Source organism: Paenibacillus tyrphae (genome assembly GCF_027925525.1).
Classification (GTDB): Bacteria; Bacillota; Bacilli; order Paenibacillales; family NBRC-103111; genus Paenibacillus_G; species Paenibacillus_G tyrfis_B.
On the sequence record NZ_BSDJ01000003.1, the window covers coordinates 137,898 to 164,404 of the forward strand.

The 26,507-nt window shown below is 50.1% G+C and carries 22 protein-coding genes, 1 pseudogene and 2 riboswitches; of the genes and pseudogenes, 14 read left to right on the plus strand and 9 right to left on the minus strand.

Features of this window, described 5'->3' with window-relative positions; genetic code table 11:
* Positions 1 to 181 precede the first annotated feature (181 nt).
* From QMG93_RS04265 to QMG93_RS04275, 3 genes are all read left to right on the plus strand, one after another.
* A complete protein-coding gene (locus tag QMG93_RS04265; RefSeq protein WP_281933799.1) occupies positions 182 to 1,978 on the plus strand; it encodes an ABC transporter ATP-binding protein in 1,797 nt (598 codons plus the stop codon).
* On the plus strand, positions 1,975 to 3,855 hold the full coding sequence (locus QMG93_RS04270) for an ABC transporter ATP-binding protein (RefSeq protein ID WP_281933801.1): 1,881 nt from the start codon (positions 1,975 to 1,977) through the stop codon (positions 3,853 to 3,855). The genes QMG93_RS04265 and QMG93_RS04270 overlap by 4 nt, the downstream gene beginning before the upstream one ends.
* 188 nt (positions 3,856 to 4,043) lie before the next feature.
* Positions 4,044 to 4,520, plus strand: coding sequence for a hypothetical protein (locus QMG93_RS04275; protein WP_281933802.1), 477 nt, complete (start codon positions 4,044 to 4,046; stop codon positions 4,518 to 4,520).
* Positions 4,521 to 4,629: 109 nt separating this feature from the next.
* On the opposite strand, the gene QMG93_RS04280 is transcribed toward QMG93_RS04275, so the two are convergent.
* Positions 4,630 to 5,502, minus strand: a complete 873-nt coding sequence (locus QMG93_RS04280; protein ID WP_281933804.1) for an AraC family transcriptional regulator — start codon at positions 5,500 to 5,502, stop codon at positions 4,630 to 4,632.
* A gap of 247 nt (positions 5,503 to 5,749) precedes the next feature.
* A riboswitch (TPP riboswitch) is annotated at positions 5,750 to 5,850 on the plus strand.
* A gap of 73 nt (positions 5,851 to 5,923) precedes the next feature.
* A riboswitch (TPP riboswitch) is annotated at positions 5,924 to 6,022 on the plus strand.
* Between the two features lie 74 nt (positions 6,023 to 6,096).
* On the opposite strand from QMG93_RS04280, the pseudogene thiD reads away from it, so the two are divergent.
* Positions 6,097 to 6,920: pseudogene (thiD, locus tag QMG93_RS04285) on the plus strand (bifunctional hydroxymethylpyrimidine kinase/phosphomethylpyrimidine kinase).
* Positions 6,910 to 7,740, plus strand: coding sequence for a hydroxyethylthiazole kinase (thiM, locus tag QMG93_RS04290; protein WP_281933806.1), 831 nt, complete (start codon positions 6,910 to 6,912; stop codon positions 7,738 to 7,740). Before thiD ends, thiM begins: the two are co-directional and overlap by 11 nt.
* 86 nt (positions 7,741 to 7,826) lie before the next feature.
* On the opposite strand, the gene QMG93_RS04295 is transcribed toward thiM, so the two are convergent.
* A complete protein-coding gene (locus QMG93_RS04295) occupies positions 7,827 to 9,242 on the minus strand; it encodes a PLP-dependent aminotransferase family protein (RefSeq protein WP_216795989.1) in 1,416 nt (471 codons plus the stop codon).
* 120 nt (positions 9,243 to 9,362) lie between these two features.
* On the opposite strand from QMG93_RS04295, the gene QMG93_RS04300 reads away from it, so the two are divergent.
* The 3 genes from QMG93_RS04300 (at position 9,363) to QMG93_RS04310 (ending at position 13,130) form a co-directional block, all read left to right on the plus strand.
* Positions 9,363 to 10,295 carry a DMT family transporter gene (locus tag QMG93_RS04300; RefSeq protein WP_216795990.1) on the plus strand — a complete coding sequence of 311 codons (933 nt, stop codon included), beginning with the start codon at positions 9,363 to 9,365 and terminating at the stop codon, positions 10,293 to 10,295.
* A 162-nt stretch (positions 10,296 to 10,457) separates the two neighbouring features.
* Positions 10,458 to 10,910: a hypothetical protein gene (locus QMG93_RS04305; protein WP_281933810.1), complete on the plus strand. Its 453-nt coding sequence runs from the start codon at positions 10,458 to 10,460 to the stop codon at positions 10,908 to 10,910.
* Positions 10,911 to 11,225: 315 nt separating this feature from the next.
* Positions 11,226 to 13,130: a M6 family metalloprotease domain-containing protein gene (locus QMG93_RS04310; RefSeq protein ID WP_281933812.1), complete on the plus strand. Its 1,905-nt coding sequence runs from the start codon at positions 11,226 to 11,228 to the stop codon at positions 13,128 to 13,130.
* 53 nt (positions 13,131 to 13,183) lie between these two features.
* On the opposite strand, the gene QMG93_RS04315 is transcribed toward QMG93_RS04310, so the two are convergent.
* The 7 genes from QMG93_RS04315 to QMG93_RS04345 all read right to left on the minus strand — a co-directional run bounded on the left by QMG93_RS04315 (position 13,184) and on the right by QMG93_RS04345 (position 20,826).
* Entirely contained in the window at positions 13,184 to 14,587 is a 1,404-nt protein-coding gene (locus tag QMG93_RS04315; RefSeq protein WP_281933814.1) for a sensor histidine kinase, read from the minus strand.
* A 7-nt stretch (positions 14,588 to 14,594) separates the two neighbouring features.
* The gene (locus tag QMG93_RS04320; RefSeq protein ID WP_281933816.1) at positions 14,595 to 15,299 is read right to left on the minus strand and encodes a response regulator transcription factor; all 705 of its coding nucleotides are present in this window, start codon (positions 15,297 to 15,299) and stop codon (positions 14,595 to 14,597) included.
* 146 nt (positions 15,300 to 15,445) lie between these two features.
* Positions 15,446 to 16,489, minus strand: coding sequence for a DUF418 domain-containing protein (locus QMG93_RS04325; RefSeq protein WP_281933818.1), 1,044 nt, complete (start codon positions 16,487 to 16,489; stop codon positions 15,446 to 15,448).
* Between the two features lie 28 nt (positions 16,490 to 16,517).
* The gene (locus tag QMG93_RS04330; protein WP_281933820.1) at positions 16,518 to 16,877 is read right to left on the minus strand and encodes a YxeA family protein; all 360 of its coding nucleotides are present in this window, start codon (positions 16,875 to 16,877) and stop codon (positions 16,518 to 16,520) included.
* 20 nt (positions 16,878 to 16,897) lie between these two features.
* Positions 16,898 to 18,832 (minus strand): ABC transporter permease, encoded by a 1,935-nt coding sequence (locus QMG93_RS04335; RefSeq protein WP_281933821.1) that lies wholly within the window; start codon positions 18,830 to 18,832, stop codon positions 16,898 to 16,900.
* Positions 18,833 to 19,588, minus strand: a complete 756-nt coding sequence (locus QMG93_RS04340) for an ABC transporter ATP-binding protein (RefSeq protein ID WP_281933823.1) — start codon at positions 19,586 to 19,588, stop codon at positions 18,833 to 18,835.
* Positions 19,589 to 19,812: 224 nt separating this feature from the next.
* Positions 19,813 to 20,826, minus strand: a complete 1,014-nt coding sequence (locus QMG93_RS04345) for a sigma-70 family RNA polymerase sigma factor (RefSeq protein WP_331488636.1) — start codon at positions 20,824 to 20,826, stop codon at positions 19,813 to 19,815.
* Between the two features lie 376 nt (positions 20,827 to 21,202).
* Here QMG93_RS04345 and QMG93_RS04350 point away from each other — a divergent pair, with 376 nt between their 5' ends.
* From QMG93_RS04350 to QMG93_RS04375, 6 genes are all read left to right on the plus strand, one after another.
* Positions 21,203 to 22,297, plus strand: coding sequence for a Fic family protein (locus QMG93_RS04350; RefSeq protein WP_281933825.1), 1,095 nt, complete (start codon positions 21,203 to 21,205; stop codon positions 22,295 to 22,297).
* Positions 22,298 to 22,913: 616 nt separating this feature from the next.
* The gene (locus QMG93_RS04355; RefSeq protein ID WP_010500693.1) at positions 22,914 to 23,216 is read left to right on the plus strand and encodes an urease subunit gamma; all 303 of its coding nucleotides are present in this window, start codon (positions 22,914 to 22,916) and stop codon (positions 23,214 to 23,216) included.
* Positions 23,217 to 23,260: 44 nt separating this feature from the next.
* A complete protein-coding gene (locus QMG93_RS04360) occupies positions 23,261 to 23,572 on the plus strand; it encodes an urease subunit beta (RefSeq protein ID WP_108532323.1) in 312 nt (103 codons plus the stop codon).
* 55 nt (positions 23,573 to 23,627) lie between these two features.
* Complete coding sequence (gene ureC / locus QMG93_RS04365) at positions 23,628 to 25,340, plus strand: urease subunit alpha (protein ID WP_281934211.1); 1,713 nt, start codon at positions 23,628 to 23,630, stop codon at positions 25,338 to 25,340.
* A 10-nt stretch (positions 25,341 to 25,350) separates the two neighbouring features.
* Positions 25,351 to 25,806, plus strand: coding sequence for an urease accessory protein UreE (ureE, locus tag QMG93_RS04370; RefSeq protein ID WP_281933833.1), 456 nt, complete (start codon positions 25,351 to 25,353; stop codon positions 25,804 to 25,806).
* Complete coding sequence (locus QMG93_RS04375; RefSeq protein ID WP_281933835.1) at positions 25,799 to 26,485, plus strand: urease accessory protein UreF; 687 nt, start codon at positions 25,799 to 25,801, stop codon at positions 26,483 to 26,485. The genes ureE and QMG93_RS04375 overlap by 8 nt, the downstream gene beginning before the upstream one ends.
* Positions 26,486 to 26,507 lie beyond the last annotated feature (22 nt).

Consider the following 26,507-nt stretch of genomic DNA (forward strand, 5'->3'; position numbering starts at 1 on the left):
TTCCGCCTGAACCGGGTGAGGGGCATTCTTTTTTTTAGTCGAATTTGGATTTGACATGGATGAAAAGCAAGCATAAAATTAAATTGTTTAATTAAATATGTCTAAAATATTCAACGGTCTATCTAACCGGCATTTTCTGGTGCCGGAGACGGGTCCAAGCGAGTGGAGATGATAATAAAGTATGTTGAAGTTGTTTGCTTATTTGAAGCCGTATCGTGTGCCTATCGCTATCGTACTGGCTTTAATCTTCCTGCAGTCTTTATCCGACTTGTATCTGCCTACGCTCATGGCCGATATTGTCGATATTGGGGTCGTGCAGGGAGATACGCCCTATATTTTGCGGATCGGAGGCTTTATGCTGCTGGTGGCGGCAGCCGGCACAGCCTGTTCCGTCGCGGCGAGCTATTATTCCTCCAAGGTGGCCGCAGGCTTCGGTCAGCGGCTGCGCGGCAGCGTATTCGAGCATGTAGAGAATTTCTCGCTGCAGGAGTTCGACCGGATTGGCACGGCCTCGCTCATTACGAGAACGACCAACGACATTACGCAGGTGCAGCAGGTGCTTACGATGATGCTGCGGATGATGGTCAGCGCGCCGATGCTGTGTATCGGAGGCATCATCATGGCCGTGTCGAAGGATGCCAAACTGTCGCTGGTCCTCATCGTAATCATTCCCGTGCTGGTCGGAGCTATTTACTTGATTGCGAGCCGGGGAATTCCGCTGTTCAAAGAGATGCAGAAGAAGCTCGACAAGCTGAATCTGGTGCTGCGCGAAGGGCTGACCGGGATTCGCGTCATTCGGGCGTTCAACCGCGCCGGGCACGAGAAACGCCGGTTTAACGACGCCAACCTCGACCTGACGGGGACGGGGCTGAAGGTCAACCGGATTATGGGAGCCATGATGCCCGTCATGATGCTGACGATGAATTTTGCGACCATCGCGATTATTTGGTTCGGCAGCTTCCGCATCGATAGCGGCGATATGCAGGTCGGTTCGCTGATGGCTTTTCTGCAGTATGCGATGCAGATCATGTTCTCGCTGATGATGGTGTCCATGATGTTCGTTATGATTCCGCGTGCGTCGGTTTCCGCCGCTCGCATTCGCGAGGTGCTGGACATGGTTCCTACGCTGAACGACCCCGAGCAAGCCAAAGACGGCGGGACGCTGAAAGGCCACATTGAGTTTCAACAGGTGTCGTTCAGCTACCCGGGCGCGGAAAAACCGGCGATCGAGGACATCACGTTCAAAGCGGGACCTGGTGAAGTGACAGCGATCATCGGCGGCACCGGCGCGGGCAAATCGACGCTGATCAGTCTTATCCCGCGGTTCTACGACGTAGCCGGTGGGCGCGTGCTGGTGGACGGCACGGACGTCAGGGAGATGACGCAGGAAGCGCTGCGCGCCAAGATCGGCTTCGTTCCACAAAAAGCCGTGCTGTTCTCGGGAACGATCCGTGATAACATCCGGTACGGCAAAGAGGATGCGACGGAGGAAGAAATTCGCCATGCGGCTGACACTGCGCAAGCGACGGAATTCGTGAGCGAGATGAAGGACGGCTTCGATTCGGTTATCGCTCAAGGGGGCTCGAACGTATCGGGCGGACAGAAGCAGCGTCTTTCCATTGCCCGCGCGCTGGTGCGGCGGCCGGATATTTACGTGTTCGACGATAGCTTCTCGGCGCTCGATTTCAAGACGGACGCGAAGCTGCGGGCCGCCTTGCGGGAAGAGACGGGAGAGGCTACCGTACTTATCGTGGCCCAACGGGTCAGCACGGTTATTGATGCTGATCGGATCATCGTCTTGGACGAAGGCCGAATTGCGGGCATCGGCCGTCACCGGGAGCTGCTGGACACCTGTAAGGTGTACCGCGAAATTGTTTCCTCGCAGCTCTCCGAAGACGAGCTTGCCGGAAGCAGCACGGCCCAGGAACCGGACGAGGCCGCGGTCACTTTGCTTGGCGGAAAGGAGGAGACCCGATGAGTGATCAACGAAGAGCCCCGGGACCCGGTGGTGGCGGCGGTCCATTCGGCAGAGGCCCGGGGATGGGCATGCCGGTGCAGAAGGCGAAGGATTTCAAAGGCACCTTGAAGCGGCTGATCCGGTATTTGCTGCCCCGCAAGTTTCAATTGCTCGCCGTGTTTGCCGCGGCTATTGTCAGCGCGATCTTCAGCATCTACAGCCCGAAGCTAATGGGAAATGCGACCACCAAGCTGTTTGAAGGCTTGATGCAGAAAATGAAAGGCGTGCCGGGTGCGCATATCGATTTTGGCTACGTGCATTATATTCTGTTGATCCTGGCGGTTTTATATATCATAAGCGCGGCGTTTACCTACGTGCAGCAGTATTTGATGGCCGGCGTAGCGCAGAAGACGGTGTACGACCTGCGCAAAGAGGTGAACGAGAAGCTGGCGCGGCTGCCGCTTAAATTTTTCGATTCGAGGACGAACGGGGAAATTCTGAGCCGCGTCGTGAACGATGTCGATAATATCAGCAGCACGCTGCAGCAAAGCTTGACGCAACTGATCACGTCTGTGATCACTTTGGTCGGCGTCATCGTCATGATGCTGACGATCAGTCCGATTATGACGCTGATCGTGTTCCTGACGCTGCCGCTCAGCCTGATCGTGACCAAAGCGGTCGCTTCCCGCTCGCAAGGCTACTTCAAGGAGCAGCAAAAAGCGCTCGGCGAGCTCAACGGGCACGTGGAGGAAATGTACACGGGCCACAAAATCGTCAAAGCGTTCGGCCGCGAGCGCCAGTCGGTCGATACGTTCAACGGCATTAACGGGAAATTGTACGAGTCCGGCTGGAAGGCGCAGTTTATTTCCGGCATCATCATGCCGATGATGAGCTTTATCGGCAATGTCGGCTACGTTCTCGTCAGCGTCGTCGGTGGGCTGCTGGTGACGAAGCGCTCGATCGAGATCGGCGACATTCAGGCGTTTATTCAATATTCCAGGCAGTTCTTCATGCCGATCACCCAGTTGGCGACGATCGCCAACGTCATTCAGTCGACTATCGCTTCGGCGGAACGCGTGTTCGAGCTGCTGGACGAATCGGAGGAAGACCCGGAGCATGCCGAGGGGAAACGTCTTGGCGCAGCGAAGGGGCAGGTGCGGTTCGAAAGCGTCCGGTTCGGCTACAAGCCGGATGACGTGCTGATCGACAACATGAACATCGACGTTATACCGGGACAGACGATCGCGATCGTCGGCCCGACCGGCGCAGGCAAAACGACGCTGATCAACCTGCTGATGCGCTTCTACGAAGTCGGCAACGGCCGGATCACCATCGACGGTACGGATATCACGGAAATGAAGCGCGGCGACCTGCGCAGCTTGTTCGGTATGGTGCTTCAGGATACGTGGCTGTTCAACGGGACGATCCGGGACAACATCGCGTACGGCCGCGAAGGCGCAAGCGAGGACGAGATCGTGCAGGCCGCGCGGGCCGCGCATGCGGACCACTTTATCCGGACGCTGCCGGACGGCTACGATACGGTCTTGAACGAGGAGGCGTCGAACATTTCGCAAGGCCAGAAGCAGCTTCTGACCATTGCCCGCGCGATCCTCGCCGACCCGGCGATTCTGATCCTCGACGAAGCGACCAGCAGCGTCGATACGCGGACGGAGGTTCATATTCAGAAGGCGATGAACGAGCTGATGAAAGGAAGAACCAGCTTCGTCATCGCGCACCGCTTGTCTACGATTCGCGAGGCCGACCTGATTCTCGTCATGAACAAAGGCAGCGTGATCGAGCAAGGCACCCACGAGGAGCTGCTTGAACAAGGAGGCTTTTACGCCGAGCTGTACCGCAGCCAGTTTACTGGCGGAGGACGGGGACAGGAAGCGGGCTGAGCTGAAGGCTCTACCTGAAGAAACAACCGCAGGCACGTCCTGCGGTTGTTTTTTTGCATGGTTCCACGAAATCACAATCGCGGCTCAAGGCCGAAATTCGGACTATTCAATGTGCGTTGAATGATTAGGTTCCCTTTTTCAAAGGGTTGACAATGTAAGGAAAAGTAAGGAATTAAATAAATAGGTGTGTGATATTATGGCGGAAACAAGCTTTTGTCTATAGAGGGACTTCCGAAGAGCACGAAGGCGCATTTGGAGAGCTGGTGGGTAAGCCTTTTGATATGAAACAAGAAGACATCTTAATTCCATACAAAGGAAAATATAGATTTGACAAAACAAAAGAATGTATATCAGGACATGAATATATAGGGCATGCAAGAAGCTTTAAAAGAGGCTCTATCGTTTTAATTCTGCCGAATGATTTCGACTTTAGTTCTGTATTTACCTATTGTTACTCGCCAAGTTTTGATGAAACACCCCATAGGGGACAATCCCCTGGAGCCGTTAAATTATGCAGAGAAACAAAAGATAATCATATTGCAGTTATTTTTAGTGCTTCCAACGGTATTGAAAATATGGGAATATATGCTTCCGATGAAACAATAAACAAAATTGCCGATTTAGCAGAGAGTTTATGTGATAACCCTAAGGATATGATGTTGTAAAGAGCGGCGGAATATGAAAAAGCCCATCAAGATAAACTGCATTCCTTGACGGGCTTCCGATTATGCCGTGTGATGCAAAGGAATTAACACCTAGTTGTTGCATATTTGCCTACGATTCGTTTTTTGTTACTACCGGCATCCAAACTTCCATTTCATACAGGTTATTGCCTCTGTCGTAGGTCATTTCAAACTCGGGACCATTTGCGGATTCGTAGTTGCAGGTCGGAAACCACTCCCCCCAAATGCGTTTCCATAATGCATGAATGCCGCTGTGTCCATCGGGATATAAACCTGTTGAAAAGATCGCGTAGGTTTGCGGAGGAATTAACAGTTTTTCAAACCCTTCCGGCAGACCGCTCTGAGGCAAATAATACCCGATCATATAGGAAAATACGTTACCTCGTCTGTTATATAGCAATGCATGAAGCTGTCCATTTTCACCTAAACCTGCGGCGGTACGGATTCGGTCAACGGTTCCCTCAGAAATACATTGGCTCCAAAAAGCAGGTATTTCAATAAACGGATTTTCGCCGTCAGCATTGATTTCAGTCGATACACCGAACATGTCAAAAGCTTGTTTTTCCTCGATTTTGTAGTTCATCCCCACATCTCCTTTAATTGAAATATGAAAGGACATCCGAGGATAGGCTTTCAGTGACATGCCCTTATCGCGCGCTGACATAGGCATTACACCGTGCATTTTTTTGAACGCTCTGGAGAATGCTTCAGGTGATTCGTAACCGTACTTTAAAGCGATATCAATGACCTTAACATCCCTGTTTTGAAGTTCGAACGCGGCAAGAGTCAGCCGTCTGCGCCGAATATACTCTGACAGCGGCACATCCGTTATGAACGAAAACATCCGTTGAAAATGATAAGTCGAACAACAGGCAATCCTAGCTATCTGGTCGTAATCAATCGTCTCAGACAGATGTCTTTCTATATACTCCATTGCGCTGTTCATGCGATCCAGCCAGTCCATACGTACCCTCCTTTCAAAATAAATTATAGGATTCGAAGATAAATGAATCCTTGCAATCTATGCACGGAAATATCATGCTTGCCCGAGTGCAGAAAACTTTATGATCGTCTTCACCTTTTCGCCAGCTTATCCAGATCCTCCTGCAATTCGGGACCGGTGCCATTTGCGTCACTTCAGTATCGTCTGTTTGTTATCAGCAAACGTGACCGATGCAGTTGACTTTTGGATAAGCGTATGTTTCAATGGAACTAATTTGCGGGGGGACTACTTGGTAGTTGAGAAGGTTAAAACCTGACCCTTTGAACCTGTCGGTTAATACCGGCGTAGGGAAGTGAATCATTACATGTCTATATGTATATGATTAGGGCGCTTTCCACGAACGAGAGCGCTCTATTTTTATGTGCTAAAACTGAATATGGCTTATTGTTTGCGGGGGGACTGTTCGCAGTTGAGAAGGTTAAAACCTGACCCTTTGAACCTGTTAGTTAATACTGGCGTAGGGAGCAAATAACAATGGATCGTGTTATTTCCCCTTGTCAGATTTAGGACAAGGGCTTTTTATTTTACCAATGGTACGGAGCGGAGAGGATAGACTTGAAAAAAGTATTAACGATTGCCGGTTCGGATTGCAGCGGAGGCGCCGGCATTCAAGCTGACTTAAAAACGTTCTCGGCGCATGGCGTTTTTGGCATGAGCGTCATTGTTTCGGTGGTCGCCGAAAATACGAGCCGCGTCATTGACATTCAGGATGTCAGGCCGGATATGATCGAGAAACAAATCGATGCCATCTTTGAAGATATTGATGTGGACGCGGTGAAGATCGGTATGCTCTCACAGCCCGAGTGCATGGAGGCCGTCGCAGGAAAGCTCAAGCAATACGCTCCCGCCAATATTGTTCTTGACCCTGTGATGTATGCGAAAAACGGCTGTCCGCTTATGAACCCCGACGCCATAGACACGCTGATCGAAAAGGTGATTCCGTTCGCCGACCTCCTGACCCCCAATATTCCGGAAGCGGAGAAAATCGCCGGTATGTCCATTCACAATGTCGAAGATATGAAAAAATCCGCTGAAGCGATTTACCGTATGGGGTGTAAAAACGTCCTTGTCAAAGGCGGCCATGCGTCGGGAAGCGCGCTGGATATTTTGTTTGACGGGGAGCGGTTCTACACGTTCGACGCACAGCTATTGAGACCAAAAATACGCATGGCACAGGCTGCACCTACTCAGCGGCTATTGCATCCAACCTTGCGTTGGGGTGCAGCTTACAGGAAGCGGTACATCGGGCAAAGGAATATATCACGACGGCTATTCGGCATTCCTTGGCGATTGGAAAGGGCCACGGCCCCACGCATCATTTTTATGAGCTTTACCAAAACGGATTAAAGAATGGAGCGGAGATCAACAATGGACAATAACTTAACCTCAAGTATCGGCAATTTAGTAAACAGCGTCCGGAAAAAAAAACCTTTGGTTCACCATCTTACCAACTATGTGACCGTCAACGACTGCGCCAACGTTACGCTGGCCATCGGCGCTTCGCCCATTATGGCTGACGATATTGAGGAAGCCGCTGACATTACCGCCATATCCTCTGCGCTTGTGTTGAATATAGGGACATTGAATAGTCGAACCGTGGAATCTATGCTTGCCGCCGGGAAGAAAGCAAACGAGATGGGCATCCCCGTCGTTTTGGACCCCGTGGGCGCAGGCGCGTCGAAGCTTCGCAATCAGACGGTTAGGACGATGCTTGAACAATTACAATTCAGCGTCATCCGCGGCAATATGTCCGAAATTCGTTATATCGCCGGGCTCCAAGCAACAACGAAAGGAGTGGACGCTTCCGAAGCGGACTTGGAAAACGGTCTGCAAAGCGGCATCGATATTGCCAACGGATTGGCGAAGCAATACAACTGTGCGGTGGCAATCACCGGTGCGACCGATATCGTATCCGATGGCCGAAGCGTAATTTGCATTGAGAATGGGCATCCCATGCTGGGTTCTATAACCGGTACGGGCTGCATGAGTACGTCCCTTATTGGCTCTTTCTGCGGCGTTACGGCGGATTACCGCATGGCGGCCGTCGCCGGTCTTTTGTGCATGGGGATTGCAGGGGAGATTGCTTATGAAACTGCCGGTCAACAAGGAAACGGCAGTTACCGTGTAGCTCTCATCGATGAAATAAGCAAAATGAACTCCCAGACGATGCACGGGAGGGCTAAGGTGTATGAAGCCTGAGATGGATTGCCTCTAGTGTTATGTCAAAACCAAATCACCCGCCGTTCCCGAAGAGGAGCGGCGGGCTTTTGACCGTACGCAGCGCATCAGGTCAAGGAGCGCAGCAGCCCGGCCAGCAGCCGGACTCCTTCGCGCAGCTGGTTTTCATTGGCGTAGGAGTAGCTCAAGCGAATCCGGTCGTCGAATTCCGCGAGCGGATCACAGATTGTGCCGGGTACGAACGTGAGCGACTGCTCAATACCCTTCGCCAGGAGCGTTCCTGCTTTGACCCGGTCGGGCAGCTTGATCCATAAGTTCAAGCCGCCCGCGGGCTTGGTCCACGACAAGCCGGTGCCGGACAGCGCTTCCTCCATAATGCTCATCCGCACATGCAGCGCGATGCGGAGCTTCTCCAGGTGCCGCTGCATCCGGTCGGAGAAGAAGAGGAGCAGAAAAATCTTTTGATTCAACAGCGGCGTGCCGTTATCGGCGAGCGACTTGGCGGTCAGCAGATTGCCGATGACCGGCTGTCGGGCTGCCACGGCGGCGATGCGCAAGCCGGGGGCGATATACTTGCTGAAGCTGCGAATGTAGGCGACATAGCCCTCCGTATCATAGGCGAACAGCGGTGGCGGCGGTGGCTGCTTGAAGTAAATGTCGTGAAACGCATCGTCCTCCACCAGAAGACAGCGGTGCTCTGCCGCCAGCTCGACCAGGCGCTTCCGCTGCTCTGCGGACACGGTATAGCCCGTCGGGTTGTGAAATGTCGGGTTGAGATAAAAGAAGCGGGGCTTGCGCTCCTTCATCAGCTTGGCTACCTGCTCCAAATCATAGCCGTGCGGATGGATCTCCACAGAGGCAAGCTGCGCGCCGTAGCTGCGGAAAATATCCATCGCCGCGCCATAGGTCGGACGTTCTACAAGCACGACATCCCGCGGCTTGAGCAGCGTCTTGGCCAGCAGGTCCAGCGCTTGCTGCGCCCCGGAAGTGATCAGCAGCTCACCGGGCGTAAGAGCGAGGCGGTGCTCGGCCGCCAAGTACTCGGTCATCGCCTCGCGAAGCTCTTGATCACCTTGGACAGGCGCGTAGGTTCCGAGCACTTTGGGATACAGATCGAAGGCTTGCTTGACGTAGGCCGAAAGGTACTGATTCGGCAGCAGATTCGGATCGAGCAGCGCCTGGGAGAACTGATAAACCACCGGAACCCGCTGGATGTCCGATAGTGGATTTTGCTGAATATGAGAATGTACGGCAGGCATCGCCGTCAGGTCGGACGGCAAGCTGCCGGTGTTGAGATAATAGCCGGATTTGTCTTTCACGTACGCTTTGCCGCTCTGCTTCAGCAGCTGGTAGGCTTTGAACACGGTCAGCCGGTGAACGCCCAGCTCCTGGGCGAGCTCGCGGATCGAAGGAAGCTTGCCGAGCTCGTTCCATTCCCCTCGGTCGATCCGTTTCAGGATGTCGTCGCAGACGCTCTCGTACAGCCGGGCAGGCTGGGCGGCGGATGGGTAAATTTTGTTCACGCGTCGCACGCTCCTTTCTTGATCTCCATTGTAGCACTTTTTTTCGTCATCTGTTCTGCGATGATTGATCTGTTCTGTGCCCCTTCTTCTATGATGGAGAAATAGAAGGAGGAGAGAGACATGGTGTGGTTAGGCTATACGGTGATGTGTTTGATTTTCGGCACGACGTTTTTGATGATTAAGGTAGGGATCGACGCGGGACTTTCTCCGTTCTTCTCGGCCGGCATGCGGTTCCTGTTGGCGGGCGCGATTATCTTTGTCTGGGCGTTGGCCACGGGAAAAGTGCGCTTCTCGCTATTGTGGCGCAAGGACCTGCTGCCGACAGGGATCGGGCTGACATTCGGCACGTTTGCGACGCTGTATTGGGCCGAGCAGTATGTAAGCTCCGGACTGGCGGCGATTTTATCTGCGACGGGGCCGATTTTCCTATTGCTGATTCAAAGCATCGTACTGCGGAACAAGGCAAGCCGCAGCTCCGTCATCGGGTGCGTGCTCGGCTTTGCGGGAGTGGGGCTGCTGGTAGCGCCGAACCTGTCCGTAGAGACGAATCTGTTCTGGGTGGTGGGCTGCGGCGCGATTCTGATCGGGGAGCTGTCCTATGCGTCGGGCGCGCTTTATGCCAAGCGGGCGCTTGTGCGGTACCCGGAGACGTCGCCGTTGGCGTTGAACGCCATACAAATGATGCACGGGGGAATTCTGCTGCTCGTTCTGTCCCTGTTCACGGAACGCGAGCCGTTGAACGCCTTGGCAACGGGACAGGGAATCGGAGCGCTGCTGTATTTGACCGTGGTCGGGTCGATGATGGGCCACAGCTTGTTTTACTGGCTCGTGGCGAAGACGAATCCGTTCTTCCCGACAACGTGGCTCTATATTTCGCCGTTAATCGCTTTTGCGTTAGGCGCTCTGCTGTACGGAGAAGCGGTCACTTGGGAGGCCGTCGCGGGAGGGATCACGATCATCGTCGGCATTCTGCTGGTGAACCTCAACGCGATCCGCGGGGCAAGGTCGGCCAGGAGGTCGCGAGGAGCGGTTCAAGCGAAGCAGGCGGGGTAACGGGGGGCGTACGAGTTCATGAAGACCGGAGATCGGAGTCTCGGACAGACGTGATGCATAATTTCCTCCTTGGGTCTATGTTTCTACCAAAAAATTGAAATATATCATGGTCAATGGTAGAATAGGATTGTGTTTACAAATATAATCCTTTGGAGGGAAATTATGAAAAAGACTATCGTCTCTGCCGCATTATCGATGGCCCTGGTGCTGTCCGTCTCTGCCTCGGTTATGGCAAGCAATCCAACGGACATCAGTACTGTCGGCGCTTCCGGCCAATCTGCCGGTACAACCGCGTCTAGCAGCGCTGCGAATTTGGAAGCAAAAGAGGTTGTAAAATATTATTCGCTGACTTCTTATGAGGAAACCGAAAAAGAAGCTTTTGTCCTGAATCAAGGAGAAGAGCTTACCGTTTTCGTCTATAACTCGGGGTTCCCCATTACTTATACCGTCTATGACGCGGACGGTCAAGCGCTCGGGACTTACAATACGAATACCCCTTACGGACGCATTTTCACAGCACAAAAGAACGGTCCGATGTACGTTCAGTTTAAGGCCGGGGCAAACAGCTCCTTTGTGAAAAAAATGAACTTCTCCGCCAAGTTTTCCATTTCGTAAAGATACCCGTTTCCGGCACGCAGCTTGACCTTCACCGCCGGCCGTTTCCATGGTTTCCTGACCATTGGAGGCGGCCGGTTTCTTTGGTTGCCGCGTCCCGCTCCTTTCGACACCGTCGACAGGTTGTTTCGACATTCGGATAGCAGAGAGCTGCCGTGGTGTCGATAATTTAGGATAAATTCACCATTTACTCAAGGTAAGCTAGCCAAGTCGGCGTATAAAATAAAAGCTCTCTAGTAGTTCTATCAACTCATCTCAACCGCTAGAGTATCCCTTATACTAAAGGAGAAGTAAAAATAAGGGAGGTATGGTAAATTGAAGAAACTAACATGCGGTCTAATCATTTCCGGCTTGGCCTACTTCGGCACCGCATCGGTGAGCTTGGGAGTTCCGGCTTATGGCGGAACGGAAGTCTTCAAGCAGCCGACAGGGGAGACGTTCCAAGCGGCTCTGCAGGGTGACGAATGGCTGAACTGGACGAAGGGGGTGGATGACGACGTATTAGTGCAGGACAAGAACGGTTTTTGGAATTATGCCGAAATTGAAGGAATCTCGTTAAAACCAAGCGGAAAAAGGGTGAACATTGACCCGAAACCGGATCAGACGCTCAAGCAAGAGCAGGTGAAGCAGTGGGCGCAGGATCAGCAGATCGTGGAGAAGATCAAATCCAACGTCGCGCCGTTTCTCGGAGAACCGGACCCCGGCCCGTCCCTTGCACCGATCAACACCGGCAGCTCCCGCAAGCTGCTTGTGATGCTCGTGGATTTCACCGATATCGGCATGAAATATTCCGATAGCGAGTGGAGCGACAAATTTTTCGGCGATAAGGAAGGCACGGTGAAGCACTACTACAAAGAGGTCAGCGCAGGAAAAATGACGATCGGCCCTGCGGCGGAATCGTACGGCACGGCTGGTGACGGCGTCGTTCGTGTCAAGCTCGGCTATCCTCACCCGAATACGGGAGGCAACACCGGAGCGGCCAACCAAAAAATCGTCAGGGACGCCATAGCGGCTGCCGATCCGTACGTCAATTTTGCCAGCTTCGACACGAACAACGATGGCAAAGTCACACGGGACGAGCTGTTTCTGGTAACCGTCACGGCCGGTTATGAAGCCGCTTACAGTGGCGGTAAGACGCCGAGTCTGTGGGCGCACCGCTGGTCCGCTGGAACATGGCAGGGAGACGGCAAAACGGTGAATCTGGAGTATATCCAGCAAGGCGAAAACCACGACGACCATATGGCGACGATGGGCGTGCTTGTTCACGAGACCGGTCATTTGTTCGGTCTGCCCGATCTGTACGACACGGACAATTCCTCTATGGGTGTCGGTCCGCACAGTCTGATGGCCGGCGGGTCATGGGGGTCTTACGGGAACAACTATGCGGGTTCCACGCCGGTTCATATGGACGCTTGGTCCAAATACCGGCTCGGGTGGGTGAAGCCGACGGAAGTGAGCGCGAACGGCTCGTATACGTATACGCTCAACACGATTCAGCCAGCGAATCCGAATGCGTACAACGTCGTCAAAATTAACACAAGCACGCCGGGACAGTTTTTCCTTCTGGAAAACCGCGGCTTTGTGGGATATGACCGGGCGCTGGAAAAGTCGCTCAAGGGCGGCAAGCCGGGCATCGCGGTCTGGCACGTGGACGAGACGCAGAGCGGCAATATGAATGAGCAGCGGAAGCTGGTCGATCTCGAAGAAGCCAACGAAGGCACGCTCGGCTACAGCCAGCTCGATACGAAGCGAAGCGGGACTTACGACCACTATTACGCAAGCGGTTTCAATACGTCGTTCGGCCCGAAAACGAAGCCTTCGAGCGCGACTTATGAAGGCACCGATACGAAAATCTCCGTGAACGTGAATGTCCCCGGCAGCAGCGCCATGAAGGTTGGCGTCAAAATCGGCAATGCGAGCGGATCGGTGAAGGCGACCGATGTTCCCGGCTCCCCCAGCCTGAGCCACGACAACTGGAACAATGAGAAGGACTATGCGATCACGATGAACATGTGGTGGGGCAATAACGGCGACACGTGGAGATTGTATGAGAACGATACGCTGATCTATGAGGAAGAGCTGACGGACAATAGCTCGCAAGCGCAAAAGGCGGTTAAAACCTTCACGAACCAAAAGCCCGGAACGTATACTTATACGTGCGAGCTGGTGAACTCATTCGGTACGACGAAGTCTTCCCCGCTTAAAGTCCTCGTCAAGTAAAACATAAGGGAGCCGGCCATGCCGCGCTCCCTTCCCCTCGTCACGAACCGAGTCTACATTTGAATGTCAATCGTCGTCCCGCGGCCGACCTCGCTATGAATCGCTATCTCTCCACCGTGCTCCTGAATAACATCTTTGGCTATCGCCATGCCGAGTCCGGAGCCTTTGTGCGCATCCCCGGTGTTGGTGCCGCGGTAATAGCGGTCGAAAATTTTGTCGAGCTCCTCTTTTCGGATGCCTTTGCCGTTATCTTGGATGACAATGTGAATCCGATCGGTCTTTTCAATCCGGACGTCGATGTTCACGTTGACGTCATTATGGATGAGCGCGTTATAAATTAAATTGTGGACCGCTCTCCGCACAAGAATTTCATCTACCTCTGCCGGGATGTTCTCTTGATTGGCATGAAATTCAATATGACGTTTGGCGTACTTCGGGTCGTTGACGATATCGATCACGATATCTCGCAATAACACGACGAGATTGGTCGCTTTTTTGTTTAACGTCAGTTCTTTGTTTTTCAATCTGGTCGTTAAGCTTAGATCCTCAATGACCTCTTTAATATAAAGCGACTTTTTCTCGATAATGTCGGCATATTCCCTGATTTCGTCTTCGGTAAAGCGGTAGTCCGGGTCCTTCATCATTTCGGCAAAGCCTTGAATCGAGGCCAGAGGCGTTTTAATATCGTGGGAAATATTCGTAACCCATTCCTCTTTCATCCGGTCCAATTTTTTGCGTTCTGACTCATTCGCCTTCAACTGATTGGACAAATGATTGATATTCGAAAATACTTGCTTAAAGACGCCCGCCGGCCGGGCATGAAAATATTCATTGCTTGCCAGCCGTTTGATCCCGTCGATTAGCGTATATAGCGGCTTGGTCAGCCGTTTGCTCAAGAAATACCCGATCAGCAACGTAATCAAAATATCGATAACGAGAACGATACCGCCGACCTTCACCATGCCAAACAACGATTGGTTATCGTACAAAATAAAATACCGGTTGATATTGCGGTTTTCCATCCCGATCAAGTAGCTGTAAGCGCGGTCGCCCGTTTTCTTGTCTCCGACAAAAACCGTCGTCTCGCCATTCACTTCCTTGTACTTGTACATTTGAACAATTTCCGAAGGAGTGTAGCTTTTCTTTAACCCTTCCGGCGTCCTGTAGCTGAAGAGTTGTTTTCCAGTCTCATCCAAAATTTGAATCCACGCGTTCCTGCTGCTTAGCTCCTCCTTGCCTGCGTTGGCAATCGTCGGTACATCGCCGGAAATCACGATCTGATCTTGAAACTGTCGTGTAAACTGCTCGGGAGAGTGCTCCTCTTCTTGAAAGAAAGGGATGTTTAGCACAGACTTGGCTGTTAACAAAGCAAGCATAAGGAACAGGTTGACGAAAATAATGAAGAGGACGACGAAGACAACCGAGATCAGATATCTTACTGTTAACTTCCATTTCATAACCTATTCATCCCTCGATAGCCAGCTTGTAGCCCAAGCCTTTGACGGTAATTAAATAGCGGGGCTGGGAGGGCTGGTCCTCAATTTTTTCCCGCAGCCTCCGAATATGGACCATGACCGTATTGTCGATGCCGATAAAATCCTCCCCCCAGACGGCGTCGTAAAGCCTTTCCTTGCTGATCACTTTATTGACGTGCTGGAGAAAATACTTCATTAATCCGAGCTCTTTCGGCTTTAATTCAATGCTCGTCCCGTTCTTTAAAAACTCCGCTTTTTGTTCGTCTAACGCAAAGGGGCCCGCTGTTAAGACGGTATCCTTCACGGCCTCCGGCTGCATATAATCGGCTCTGCGCAATTGGGCTTTCACGCGGTAAGCCAGCTCTTTGGGGCTGAATGGCTTGGTGATGTAATCGTCGCCGCCGATGGCAAAGCCTAAAATTTTGTCGATTTCCTCCGTCTTGGCCGATAAGAATAAAATCGGAACCTTCGAGACCGCCCGAATTTGCCTGCACACGTCATAGCCTTCCCCATCCGGCAGCATAATGTCCAGCAACACCAGATCCGGCTGCTTTTGCTCGAATTGAGCGAATCCGTCTTCCGCCGTCGTGGCCGTGATGACATGCTCGATGCCTTCTTTGCGCAGAACCGTGGCTACAAGCTTCAATATGGCTTCCTCATCGTCTATAATCAAAACCTTTTTGTTGATCGACATGTCATCGTGCCTCCTGGGAAGGGAAAGGTGTGGAATGCAATTCTTGTTATGTGTGAGTATGCGGCACTTTCTTTCATTTATCAAGCGGCATGAAACAAATGCGCAAGAAAGCCGTGCTGCATCAGCTTTTTTGCGCATTATCCGGTTTATTTGGCGGTTTGCTTTTTGCCGTACGTCATGAACCGCCATGCTTTTTCCAACGGGCCCATCTTAAAATAGCGAAACCACAGGCTGCTGTAGACGAGCTGCACGATCATAATCAGGCAGGCGATGAGGACCACATTGGCAGGGGACACCGTCTCCAGGCCCATGAGCGAGATGAACAGCGATCCGATTAAGCTTTGCGCGACGTAATTCGTCAGCGCCATTTGACCCACGCGTGCGAAGGGCTGAAGAATTGTCCGGGCTGCCCGATGCTCAAGCAGCAGAAACAGCGATGTCACATACAATAAGACTCCGGGAATGGCGCTCAAGGCAATGATGAGCTTCAGCTCATCCGTTCCATGCTGGGCAGCCATCCAGATCCAGACCGATAACCCGGCAAAGATCGGCAGGGACCCAAGCTGTACCAAGCGAATCCGCTTTTTCAATTCCCCGATCCGTCTGATCCAGTCGGCCTTCGCGGCCAGAAACCCGGCCAAAAACATGATGAAAATTAAAGTCGTATCGGAGATCACAAAATCGACCATGCTGGATAACGGAACCGCAGTCCCCATCGCGAGCTTCGAGATGAGCGTAAGCAAGTACACTCCGGCGATGCCTCCAAGCCAATTGCGGATCGTCGTCACCTTAGCCCGGTAAAATGGAAGTAGCAGCAAACCGATCAACGCGTACACGGGCAGGATGGTGCCCCAGAAGATAAAGGCATGAATAATGCCGATCAGGAGGAGCACCAGCAAGCGGCGGGTAAACCGCCAGATCGGCTTGTCCCCCCGGTGTTCGGCGCGCGAGGCGAAGATGTAAAAGCCGACGCCGAACAGGAACGAGAAGATAGAGAAAAATTTCTTTTCCACAAACATGAGAATCAGGGTATCGATGACTTGATTAATTCCGGTGTACTCCGGTATGATCATCCCTTCGGTGAGGACGATATATCCTTTGACATTGATAAACAAGATGCCGAACAACGCAAGACCCCGAATGATATCCAGGGCTGCGATCCTTTCTTGCTGCGGGATGGATGGGTTCATAGTGGTTGGCTCCTTACGATTGTTCGATTTACTGCAACTGCTGACTTGCTTTCCCCGGAAGCTCTTCTTTCTTTACTTCCTCGTAGGAGGTCACGCCTTTTCCGTCCTTCACAAACAGACTGAGGTACGCTTTCTCCCGAAGCTGCTTCGGGGCGGAGAACTTAAATGTCTTTTGCTGCCCGTTCTTGTCAAAAGCCGTCAGCTCGTATTCGTATCTGACCATGATTTCTCCGTTGTCGATTTTATCTTCAAGCTTTTTTCCTTGTCCTTGAACCTGCGTATAATACACATCTGCTCCTAAACGGTTCAGATTGACGTTCTGTAGAAAGAACAAGCCTCCGAGCAAAAGAGCCGCGATGACAATGCAAGAAATGATTAGTTTTTTCATAGGTCCTCTCCCGTTCCGTATTATGCATTCGATTTGGTTACAATTTTGTAGTAGGTATTGACGGTTAAGAAGTAATAGACGGTATACATACATGCGTAAGCGCCTATGCAGATCAAGACGGGAATCACCAGGTTCGTTTGGATGAGCCTGGATAAAGCAGTTAAAGCAACGGCGCAATGCGCGATCCCCGCGATTAACGGCAGGGCGAAGACGAATAAGATTTGTTTGGCGATCGTTTTGCGAATTTCTTTTTTGTTCACGCCGATTTTGTGCAGAATGACGTAACGGTCCTTGTCCGCGTTGGCTTCCGTGAGCTGTTTAAAGTAAATGATGCTTCCCGTGGCGGCGAGAAAAACCAATCCCAAGAACCCGCCCATAAAAATGATGAGCCCGCTCGATTCCATACCGGCGGCATAATCCGTGTAGAAGCTGGAAAAGTGCGCTTCCCGCGGCAGCATGGATTGAATCTCGCTTGTTAAGGGCTTCGCGTCGTCCTCGTGCGTAAGCTTGTAAGCTTCCATATTCACGAGAGGGGCTTCCTTTTGCAATCTGGCAAAAACCTCATCGCTGACGACGACCGTCGTATTCGCCGTCCGAAGATTGAGGACGTTGTACCGCTTCAGGCTTGTGAAAGTAATGTTCTCCGCAAGCTCCTTCGCCTTCAAGGACACCGTCGAGCCTACATATTCAGGCGACAGCCCTTCGTAATATCCCGCATCCAGTACGGCCGCTTTTTGTCCTTGCAGCGCCAGTGAATCTTTTCGCTGCTGGAGCTCCGCCAGTTTGTTAAAAGCTGTATTGGAAATAAGGGTATAGCTCACGATATCGCTGGAAATTTTACTGTTAAGGCTCGTAATATCTACCTTCATCTGCAGGGCCGGAATGCGCTCATGATACACAACCTCATGCTTCGGATCACGCGCGATCCGGTCTTGGACTTCACTTGCTATGCGTTGGTCGCTCGCTATAAACATCATGCTGTTCGGATCGGCAAGCGCGACGCTGCTTCGGTTGTTGTAATAGAAGCTGTACGCCGTTCCGACGGCCGTCAGTGTCGTCGCGCTCAGGACGGCGATAATCGTTAACGTGCGGGCGTTTCCTTTCATGCGGTACAGAAGCTGGGAGGTGCTGATAATCTGCACGCCGTTCCAAAATCGCTTTTTGTTTTTCCGGGCCATCTTCAACAGGTACACGATGAAGGTGCTGTACAATAAATACGTGCCGATGATTACGGCGACCACGATCACGAGCGGCGTTACCATGAAGCCCATGTTTCGCCAAGCGGCGGACTCCAATATGTTTTGCAGCGCCAGCCAGTAGCCGATCCCAATGCAGAGTACGGCTAACAGCGCCATCGCCAGGGAGGCTTTCGGCTCTTGCTCTCCTTCTTTGTCCGCCTGGAACAGCTCGATTAATTTGAACCGGTAGATCAATCGGTACCCGTGGAGCGACGTAATGACGGTAATTACGCTGAATACGACAATCGTATTGACTACTGCTTGCGGCGAAATATGAAAATTCGCCATCGCATCATAGCCCATGACCTTCATCAGAATCGTCACAAACCCTCGGGACAATAACGACCCGAGCAGGATGCCGATCACGAGGGCGAAGAGGCCCATCATCAAGTTTTCGTAGAACAGCATCCGGCCGATTTGCTTCTTCCGCACGCCGAGCAGCGAGTACAGGCCGACTTCTTTTTTACGCTTGCGGGTGAAGAAGGCATTGGAGTACCAGATGAATATGGCGACGAAAATCATCAAGACCGCCGAAGCCCCGGTAAAGGCGGAGCTGATTTTGGGCGAAGTGTCCGATGTAGCCAGGATCGTCGAATCGTATTTTAACGACACGAACGTAAAGTAGATGACGATGCTAAAAATCATCGAAGCGAAGTACAGAAAGTAGTTGGTAAAGTTTTTTCGGATATTTTTTCCGGCAAGCTGAGCTAGCGTCATTTACCGCCCACCTCCAAGCGAAGCGAGGACATCCAATATTTTTTGGAAAAATTCCTGCCGCGATTGCTGGAGCTTGTGAATTTCGGCGTACATTTTGCCGTCTTTAATAAATAAGATTCGCTTGCAGAAGCTTGCGGCGAACGCATCGTGCGTCACCATCATGATCGTCGATCGATGCCGTTCGTTGAGCAGGGTCAGGCTTTCAAGCAGGCTGGTAGCCGATTTCGAATCCAATGCCCCCGTTGGCTCGTCCGCCAGGATCAAGCTCGGATTGGCAACAATGGCGCGCGACGCGGCCGTTCGCTGTTTCTGGCCTCCGGAGATGTGGTAGGGGTATTTTTCGAGAATGTCCCGGATGCCGAACGTATCGGCGATTTCATGGACGCGCGCTTCGATTTCCTTGGCCGAAACCTTCGACAAGGCGAGCGGCAGCAGGATGTTTTCCTTGACCGTCAGCGTATCGAGAAGGTTATAGTCCTGAAAGATAAAACCGAGCTGATTGCGGCGGAAGTCCGACAATTGTTCCTCGTTCATCTTCACGATATTTTGACCGGCGATGACGATTTCCCCGGACGACGGGGTATCGATGGTGGACAAAATATTGAGCAAGGTAGATTTCCCCGCCCCCGAAGGCCCCATGATGCCGATAAACTCGCTTTCCTTCACTTCCAGATCGATATCTTCCAGCGCTTTGTATTGATTTTCCTTCGTGCCGTATATTTTTTGAACGTTGCTTGCTTGTAAGATGGTTTTCATGAAGTAATCCTCCTTGTATCTCTACAAGAACGATTATAGTTCGCCGCACCTTACAGCGTTTTAATAGGAACCTTACAGGAACCTTAAAAAAAGTAGGGGGAGCATGTTTCCTGAAAATCACATAGTCAAAGCAGAATGTCGCTGTCGCACATGTTTATTGGTAGAAAAAAACTAGGGGGGATACTTTTTCACTGAGGATTATTAAAGAGTATTATTGACTGAGTTTAAACTAGCTTAGCCCTTAAAATATCTTGCATTTTCCATAGTATTTCTCGTTCGTGCTCTGAAGCGGCCAATTTCCCCTCTAATTCCCGAAGTTTTGTTTCGAGTGAAGTGATTTTTTCATGCAATTGCGTAATTTTAAGTTCCTCACTCTTTTTCTCATTTATGGGTGTACTATCAGATTCAGAAATTTTAAGCATGTTCGATATGGCTATAATTTTTTCTTTTTTTTGTTTCCTTGGTTTGGCCAATCCCCAACTTTTTTTTAACTTAATAAGGGCACTTTTAGAAATTTTGTACTTCCTACAAATTTCTTTTTCCAAAATGTTGTTATTCTTATGTTTTAGATACTCGGCTTTTGTTAGCATAGGCAGTTTCACCTCTTTTTTAGTCATGAATTCAGTCCCTAAATATTTTTCTTTATTGGCATAAAGTTGTCTTGCCTTTTGAATCAATGAATTATTGATATCCAGTAACTCTGCTCTTTCCAAACCCATTTTTTCTCTTATTTCTTTAGTGCTTAGCTCTTGCATTTTGTAATCTAAATATACACTTTCTTGAGAAGTAAGGTGTTTCCATATTTGGGGTATTTCAGTTTCAGAAAAGTCCGTTGAATATGGAATTATATTGCCTAATTCCAAACCTTGTTTGTAATTTTTGGGATTAATGGGTTGGCTAAACGAAGCAACATTTCTAATTCTTAAAAATTCTACCGCTTGTTTGGCCATATTAATAGAGCAATTTAGAATATCAGCAATTTCATTGGGTTCCTTCTCTTGTAAGCCTATTTTTTTAATTTTAACAGCAATAATTTCAACATTTCGACTAGGCCGGATTAAGTTGGACTGCCTTCCAATAAAATCTATCATTCTTCCTCTGACTCTATGTTGAGCGTAACTCCAAAACTTCACTGCTTTTCCTTCCATTTTTGTTGGATCATAGCTTCGATAAGCTTCGTATAAACCTATGCTTCCTTCATGAAACAATTCATCCATAAAATCCTTTCGATTATACATGTGCTTAATATCTAGAGTTCTCGCAGTTATTTTAATATTGTGCAGGTGTTTTTCTAGCAGAATATCAAAACATTCTAAATAGGGATTAATAAAATTTGAGATCTTACTTCCCCCTCATTAATGATATTCCAATTAAGATAATCATAGCGACTCTATGTTAACGATAATCCTAAATTATGTTCTAGCTATGTAAACATAACCCATACGCACATGAAAATTATATTAGTAAAGGTGATTCGCTCGAATCCGTATCAATTTTAAAATCGAATTCAAAGAATACTGTTAATTAATTTAGAGTTCGTGTATATTTGCAAACATAAATGAGGTAAAATGATAATAAAGATAAAAGTATCGATTCAAGAAAAGAGGCATTGCCATGACGAGAACACCCTTTGTTCCGGAAGAGTTACCATTGAAACAAGAGCGAATCAATCAGTTGCTTTACATACGGGAACTAATCGAAGCCAACAAAAAAGTCGCCCAGTATCAGGTATTGCTTGAAAATTCAAAGATCCCTTCACAGTTATTATTAAATCCGGTCATGTTACACGAAGCTGTTCAATCAACAAAAATTGAAGGGACTCAGGTCACTCTTGACGAAGTTCTTGAGGTCGAGGCTCAGAGCAGAAAAAATAATAAAGATATTCAAGAAGTACTGAACTATTATCATACGCTTCGAGAAGGAATGGATAAATTAGCGTTCCTGCCACTTTCTACAAGGCTCTTTAAATCGATGCATACCACACTAATGTCTAACGAGGTTCGCGGTAGCAATCGTTCCCCTGGAGAATATAGAAGAATTCAAAATTTTATAGGACCTGAAGGATGTACGTTAGAGACGGCTACCTATATTCCTCCTGCGCCACATTTAGTTGATCAATATATGAGCAATCTTGAAATTTATATCAATGACCCTAAAGACGACCTCGATGAATTAATCCGGGTTGCTATTATTCATGCCCAATTTGAGACGATCCATCCTTTTCTAGACGGCAACGGAAGGATCGGAAGGATTCTCATTCCTTTATATTTATTCAATAAGAAGGTTATAGATTATCCTAACTTTTTTTTAAGCGAAGCATTGGAAAAGGATAAGCATAAATATTATCGGTTTTTGAACGATACAAGGTATAAAGGTGATTGGGATCAATGGATTAAATTTTTTCTGGAAGCAGTTATTATTCAAGCCAATAAAAATATCCGTTTAATTAATGATGTAAATAAGCTGTATGAACATGATCTTAATGTGGCTCAATCCTTAATTAACAGCAGCAATGTTAAAAAATTGATAGATGCCATTTTCCAAAAACCGATCTTCACTGTCCACACCATTTGTTCGACTGCTGAGTTATCAGAGGTAACATGCAGGAGGTATCTATCGATTCTCGAAGCAGAGAGAATTATTTTTTCGGATGGCAAACAAAGATCTAAAACTTATTATTACTATAACCTTCTTGATAAATTACGTTAGTAGTCCTCCGACAGCAAAACACCGACCTGTTGGATCGGTAAGAGTGCTGAAAAAGTGAGCTTTTACAAAAATAGAGAAACATACGAAGGTAGGGTATCCACTGGAGAAGCGATAGCGACCGCCTTTGTCTTCGGGAAATGTCCGCTAATAAGCGGCTTCCAATCCAAATTTCCCGAGGACAACAGCGGTCGGAAGTGGGTATTCTACCTAATGCTAACACCGATTATCTCCAGACTTGAAGGCGATTCGCTCTGGAGTTCGCTACGCCAGCATGTATCCTCTGGAATCTGTGGCACGTTTGTTAGATCCGAATTACAATCCGTTGAAAGGGCACGAGATCAAGCAGTAAACGACGCAAGGATACGTCGGCAGGCCTAAGTTATTTCGCATTATGCCGTTAAATCAAAAGAGGGTGTCCCAAAGCTATGAAAATGGCTGAGGGGCACCTTTTTTGTGTCGAAGAAGTGAAAATATTAATTTAAATGTAAATAGTTTACCTTAGAATAATATTCCATTAATCTAATTTTAATATCACGGCGCTAGAATAATCTTGTTTTACAGGGAAAAAAACCAATTAGGCGCAACATCACACAATTCCTACAAGGAGGATTGAATTATGAAACTCTCGCTTCGAGAGCAGGAGAAATTAATGATTGTGGTAGCGGCCGACTTGGCAAGGCGCCGGAAAGAGAGAGGGCTCAAGCTGAATTATCCCGAAGCGATCGCGTTGATCACTTATGAAATTCTGGAAGGAGCGCGGGACGGGAAAACCGTTGCGGAGCTTATGAGAGAGGGCACGAAGGTGCTGTCGCGTGAGGATGTTATGGAAGGTGTTCCCGAAATGATCCATGACGTGCAAGTGGAAGCTACTTTCCCGGACGGGACGAAGCTTGTAACGGTTCATGAACCGATCAAATAGTTTTATGTGACCATCCATCATTCAGAAGAGAAGGAGAATTGGATATGATCCCAGGGGAATATATTTTGCGAAATGACGACATCGTTTGCAACGCAGGAAAAAAGAGTATCACCCTCGAGGTGCTTAACACAGGGGATCGTCCTATTCAGGTAGGCTCTCATTACCATTTCTATGAAGTAAACACAGCTCTCGAGTTCGATCGGGAAGCTGCCTTTGGCATGCGGCTCAACATCCCGGCCGGCGCAGCCGTGCGCTTCGAGCCCGGCGATTCAAAAAAGATAGAGCTGATCCCCTTTGCCGGAGAACGCCGTGTGTATGGATTCAATAACAAAACCGAAGGCTCAGTGAACAGATAGACGTACGCGGTCAGCATCGCACAGTTTACAGCAGAAGGATAAGGGAGGAATCATGATGAGTTTCAGTATGTCAAGAAGACAATATGCAGATATGTACGGACCGACAACTGGAGATGCCGTCCGTTTGGCGGATACAGAGCTGTTCATTGAGATCGAAAAAGATTATACACAGTACGGAGAAGAAGCCAAATTTGGCGGCGGGAAGTCGGTACGCGACGGTATGGGACAGCATCCGCTGGCGGTACGCGCAGAAGGTGTTATGGATGTCGTCATCACCAATGCCATTATCGTGGACTATACCGGGATCTATAAAGCGGATATTGGCATCCGCGACGGGAAAATTGCCGGAATCGGCAAAAGCGGCAACCCCTTGGTGATGGATGGCGTGGACCTGATCATCGGCGCGGGGACCGAAATCATTGCCGGCGAGGGCAAAATCGTAACGGCAGGCGGCATCGATACCCATATCCACTTTATTAACCCGATGCAAGTCGAAGCTGCCCTTTCCTCCGGCGTGACTACGCTGATCGGCGGAGGGACAGGCCCTGCGGAAGGCACGAAGGCGACGACGTGCACGCCCGGAGAGTGGAACATCTATCGTATGCTCGAAGCTGCGGAAGGTTTCCCGATTAATGTCGGCTTCTTGGGCAAAGGGAACGGATCAGCCGAAGAGCCGCTGGCGGAGCAGGTGCGTGCCGGAGCGATCGGCTTGAAAATCCATGAAGACTGGGGCGCCACGGCCTCGACCATCGATCATGCGCTGCGTGTCGCAGACGAATATGATGTTCAGGTGGCGATCCATACCGATACGCTGAATGAATTCGGCTTTGTCGAGGATACAATTGCTGCGATTAATGGCCGTGTCATCCACACCTTCCATACGGAAGGCGCCGGAGGCGGACATGCCCCGGATATTATCAAGATGGCGGGTTATGCCAATGTCCTCCCCGCCTCAACCAATCCGACCCGTCCGTTCACGGTCAATACGATCGACGAGCATCTGGATATGCTGATGGTCTGCCATCATCTAAGCCCCAAGGTGCCCGAAGATATCGCCTTCGCCGATTCGCGTATACGCAGAGAGACGATCGCTGCCGAAGATATATTGCATGATCTTGGCATTATCAGCATTATGAGCTCCGATTCTCAGGCGATGGGCCGGGTAGCGGAAGTCATTATGCGGACCTGGCAGACCGCCGACAAAATGAAGAAGCAAAGAGGCAAGCTGCCGGGAGATACCGGTGTTGGCGATAACGAGCGGGTCAAGCGGTATGTAGCCAAATATACAATCAACCCTGCTATCGCTCAAGGTATCGGCAGCTATGTAGGTTCTATCGAAACAGGTAAAATTGCAGACCTCGTGTTCTGGGAACCGGCCTTTTTCGGGGTGAAGCCGGAGATGGTCATGAAGAACGGCATGATCGTCCACAGCCTGATGGGAGACGCTAACGCCTCCATTCCGACGCCGCAGCCGATTTTATACCGCCCCATGTTTGCGTCCTACGGCAAAGCGCTGCAAAGCAGCTCCATCACCTTTGTATCCCAGGCAGCTTATGATCTTGGCGTTCATGAAAAGCTGGGCTTGCAAAAAATGGTGCTACCGGTTCACGGCATTCGCCATGTGAGCAAAAAAGATATGAAGCATAACGCTGAAACGCCGGAGATCACGGTTGATGCGCAAACGTATGAAGTGCGCGTGGACGGCGAACTGTTGACCTGCGAGCCCGTTGATGTTGTGCCGATGGCACAGCGCTATTTCCTATTCTGAGGTGAACCTGATGATTATTGAACAAGTGGTAACCCATATTGATCAGCTAAGCGGCGAAGAGCTGAAGAAGCGTCATATTGAAAAAGTATATCTGGAAAGCAGCGATCTGGTAAAAAGAATCCAACGCGTTACAACCGACCATGGCAAGGAGCTGGGCATTCGCTTGAAGGAAGCAAAAGACCTCGTAGCCGGAGACATTCTGTACATGGATGATCATAACCTCATCATGATCGATGTGGTTCCGGATGATCTTCTTGTCATCCGTCCGCGGACACTGCAGGAGATGGGCGATATTGCCCATAAGCTTGGCAACCGCCATCTGCCGGCTCAATTCGAAGGGGATGCGATGCTGATCCAATATGATTATTTGGTGGAAGAGCTTCTGCAGGAGATGGGCATTCCATTTTCCCGCGAGAAGAGGCAGGTCAAGCGGGCATTCCGCCATATCGGCCACAGCCATGGTTAATCAATGGCTCACTTTGCTTCAATGGTGTGACTCGAATTTGCCGACCGGTGCGTTCAGTCATTCTTTCGGGCTGGAAACGTATATGCAGGAAGGCAAGGTTACGGACAAACACAGCTTCAAAAAGTGGCTTAAAGTCTACATTCGGGAGCAGCTCATCTACTCAGATGGGCTGGCTTTCCGCCTTGTATCCGAAGCGCTTCAGGCGGGCGAGCCGGAGAGAGTCTGGGAGATTGACCGCATCCTGTTCGCCCAGCTTCTTCCGAGGGAGGTTCGAGAGGCGAGCCAGCGAATGGGGGAGCGGATGCTGAAGCTGGGCAACGATCTGTACGGGGCGCCTTCTCTGGCTGAATACCAGCAGCGGGTCCGGGAACGGCTTTCCTTCGGTCATCCGGCTATTGTGCTCGCTCTGCTGGCAAGGCATTTTGAAATTTCGCCATCCCAGGCGCTGCTGTCTTACTTATTCTCATGCACGACAAGTTTAATTCAAAATGGCGTCAGAGGCATTCCGCTTGGGCAGACCGACGGGCAGCGGCTCATTCATGAGCTTCAGGAAGAACTGATTCAGGCGGTGAATAGAATCGGACAATTAGAGCCGGACGATCTGGGCATCGCGTCTCCGGGCCTTGAATGCTCCCAAATGATCCATGAACGCCTGCACGTGCGATTGTTTATGTCTTAGAGACATCGGCATTAACATCATA

Coding starts and splice junctions, on each gene's coding strand:
- QMG93_RS04265 (WP_281933799.1), top strand. CDS start 182: ATGTTGAAGTTGTTTGCTTATTTGAAGCCGTATCGTGTGCCTATCGCT.
- QMG93_RS04270 (WP_281933801.1), top strand. CDS start 1,975: ATGAGTGATCAACGAAGAGCCCCGGGACCCGGTGGTGGCGGCGGTCCA.
- QMG93_RS04280 (WP_281933804.1), bottom strand. CDS start 5,502: ATGGACTGGCTGGATCGCATGAACAGCGCAATGGAGTATATAGAAAGA.
- thiM (WP_281933806.1), top strand. CDS start 6,910: ATGGACAATAACTTAACCTCAAGTATCGGCAATTTAGTAAACAGCGTC.
- QMG93_RS04300 (WP_216795990.1), top strand. CDS start 9,363: ATGGTGTGGTTAGGCTATACGGTGATGTGTTTGATTTTCGGCACGACG.
- QMG93_RS04305 (WP_281933810.1), top strand. CDS start 10,458: ATGAAAAAGACTATCGTCTCTGCCGCATTATCGATGGCCCTGGTGCTG.
- QMG93_RS04315 (WP_281933814.1), bottom strand. CDS start 14,587: ATGAAATGGAAGTTAACAGTAAGATATCTGATCTCGGTTGTCTTCGTC.
- QMG93_RS04320 (WP_281933816.1), bottom strand. CDS start 15,299: ATGTCGATCAACAAAAAGGTTTTGATTATAGACGATGAGGAAGCCATA.
- QMG93_RS04325 (WP_281933818.1), bottom strand. CDS start 16,489: ATGAACCCATCCATCCCGCAGCAAGAAAGGATCGCAGCCCTGGATATC.
- QMG93_RS04330 (WP_281933820.1), bottom strand. CDS start 16,877: ATGAAAAAACTAATCATTTCTTGCATTGTCATCGCGGCTCTTTTGCTC.
- QMG93_RS04335 (WP_281933821.1), bottom strand. CDS start 18,832: ATGACGCTAGCTCAGCTTGCCGGAAAAAATATCCGAAAAAACTTTACC.
- QMG93_RS04340 (WP_281933823.1), bottom strand. CDS start 19,588: ATGAAAACCATCTTACAAGCAAGCAACGTTCAAAAAATATACGGCACG.
- QMG93_RS04345 (WP_331488636.1), bottom strand. CDS start 20,826: ATGTATAATCGAAAGGATTTTATGGATGAATTGTTTCATGAAGGAAGC.
- QMG93_RS04350 (WP_281933825.1), top strand. CDS start 21,203: ATGACGAGAACACCCTTTGTTCCGGAAGAGTTACCATTGAAACAAGAG.
- QMG93_RS04355 (WP_010500693.1), top strand. CDS start 22,914: ATGAAACTCTCGCTTCGAGAGCAGGAGAAATTAATGATTGTGGTAGCG.
- QMG93_RS04360 (WP_108532323.1), top strand. CDS start 23,261: ATGATCCCAGGGGAATATATTTTGCGAAATGACGACATCGTTTGCAAC.
- ureC (WP_281934211.1), top strand. CDS start 23,628: ATGAGTTTCAGTATGTCAAGAAGACAATATGCAGATATGTACGGACCG.
- ureE (WP_281933833.1), top strand. CDS start 25,351: ATGATTATTGAACAAGTGGTAACCCATATTGATCAGCTAAGCGGCGAA.
- QMG93_RS04375 (WP_281933835.1), top strand. CDS start 25,799: ATGGTTAATCAATGGCTCACTTTGCTTCAATGGTGTGACTCGAATTTG.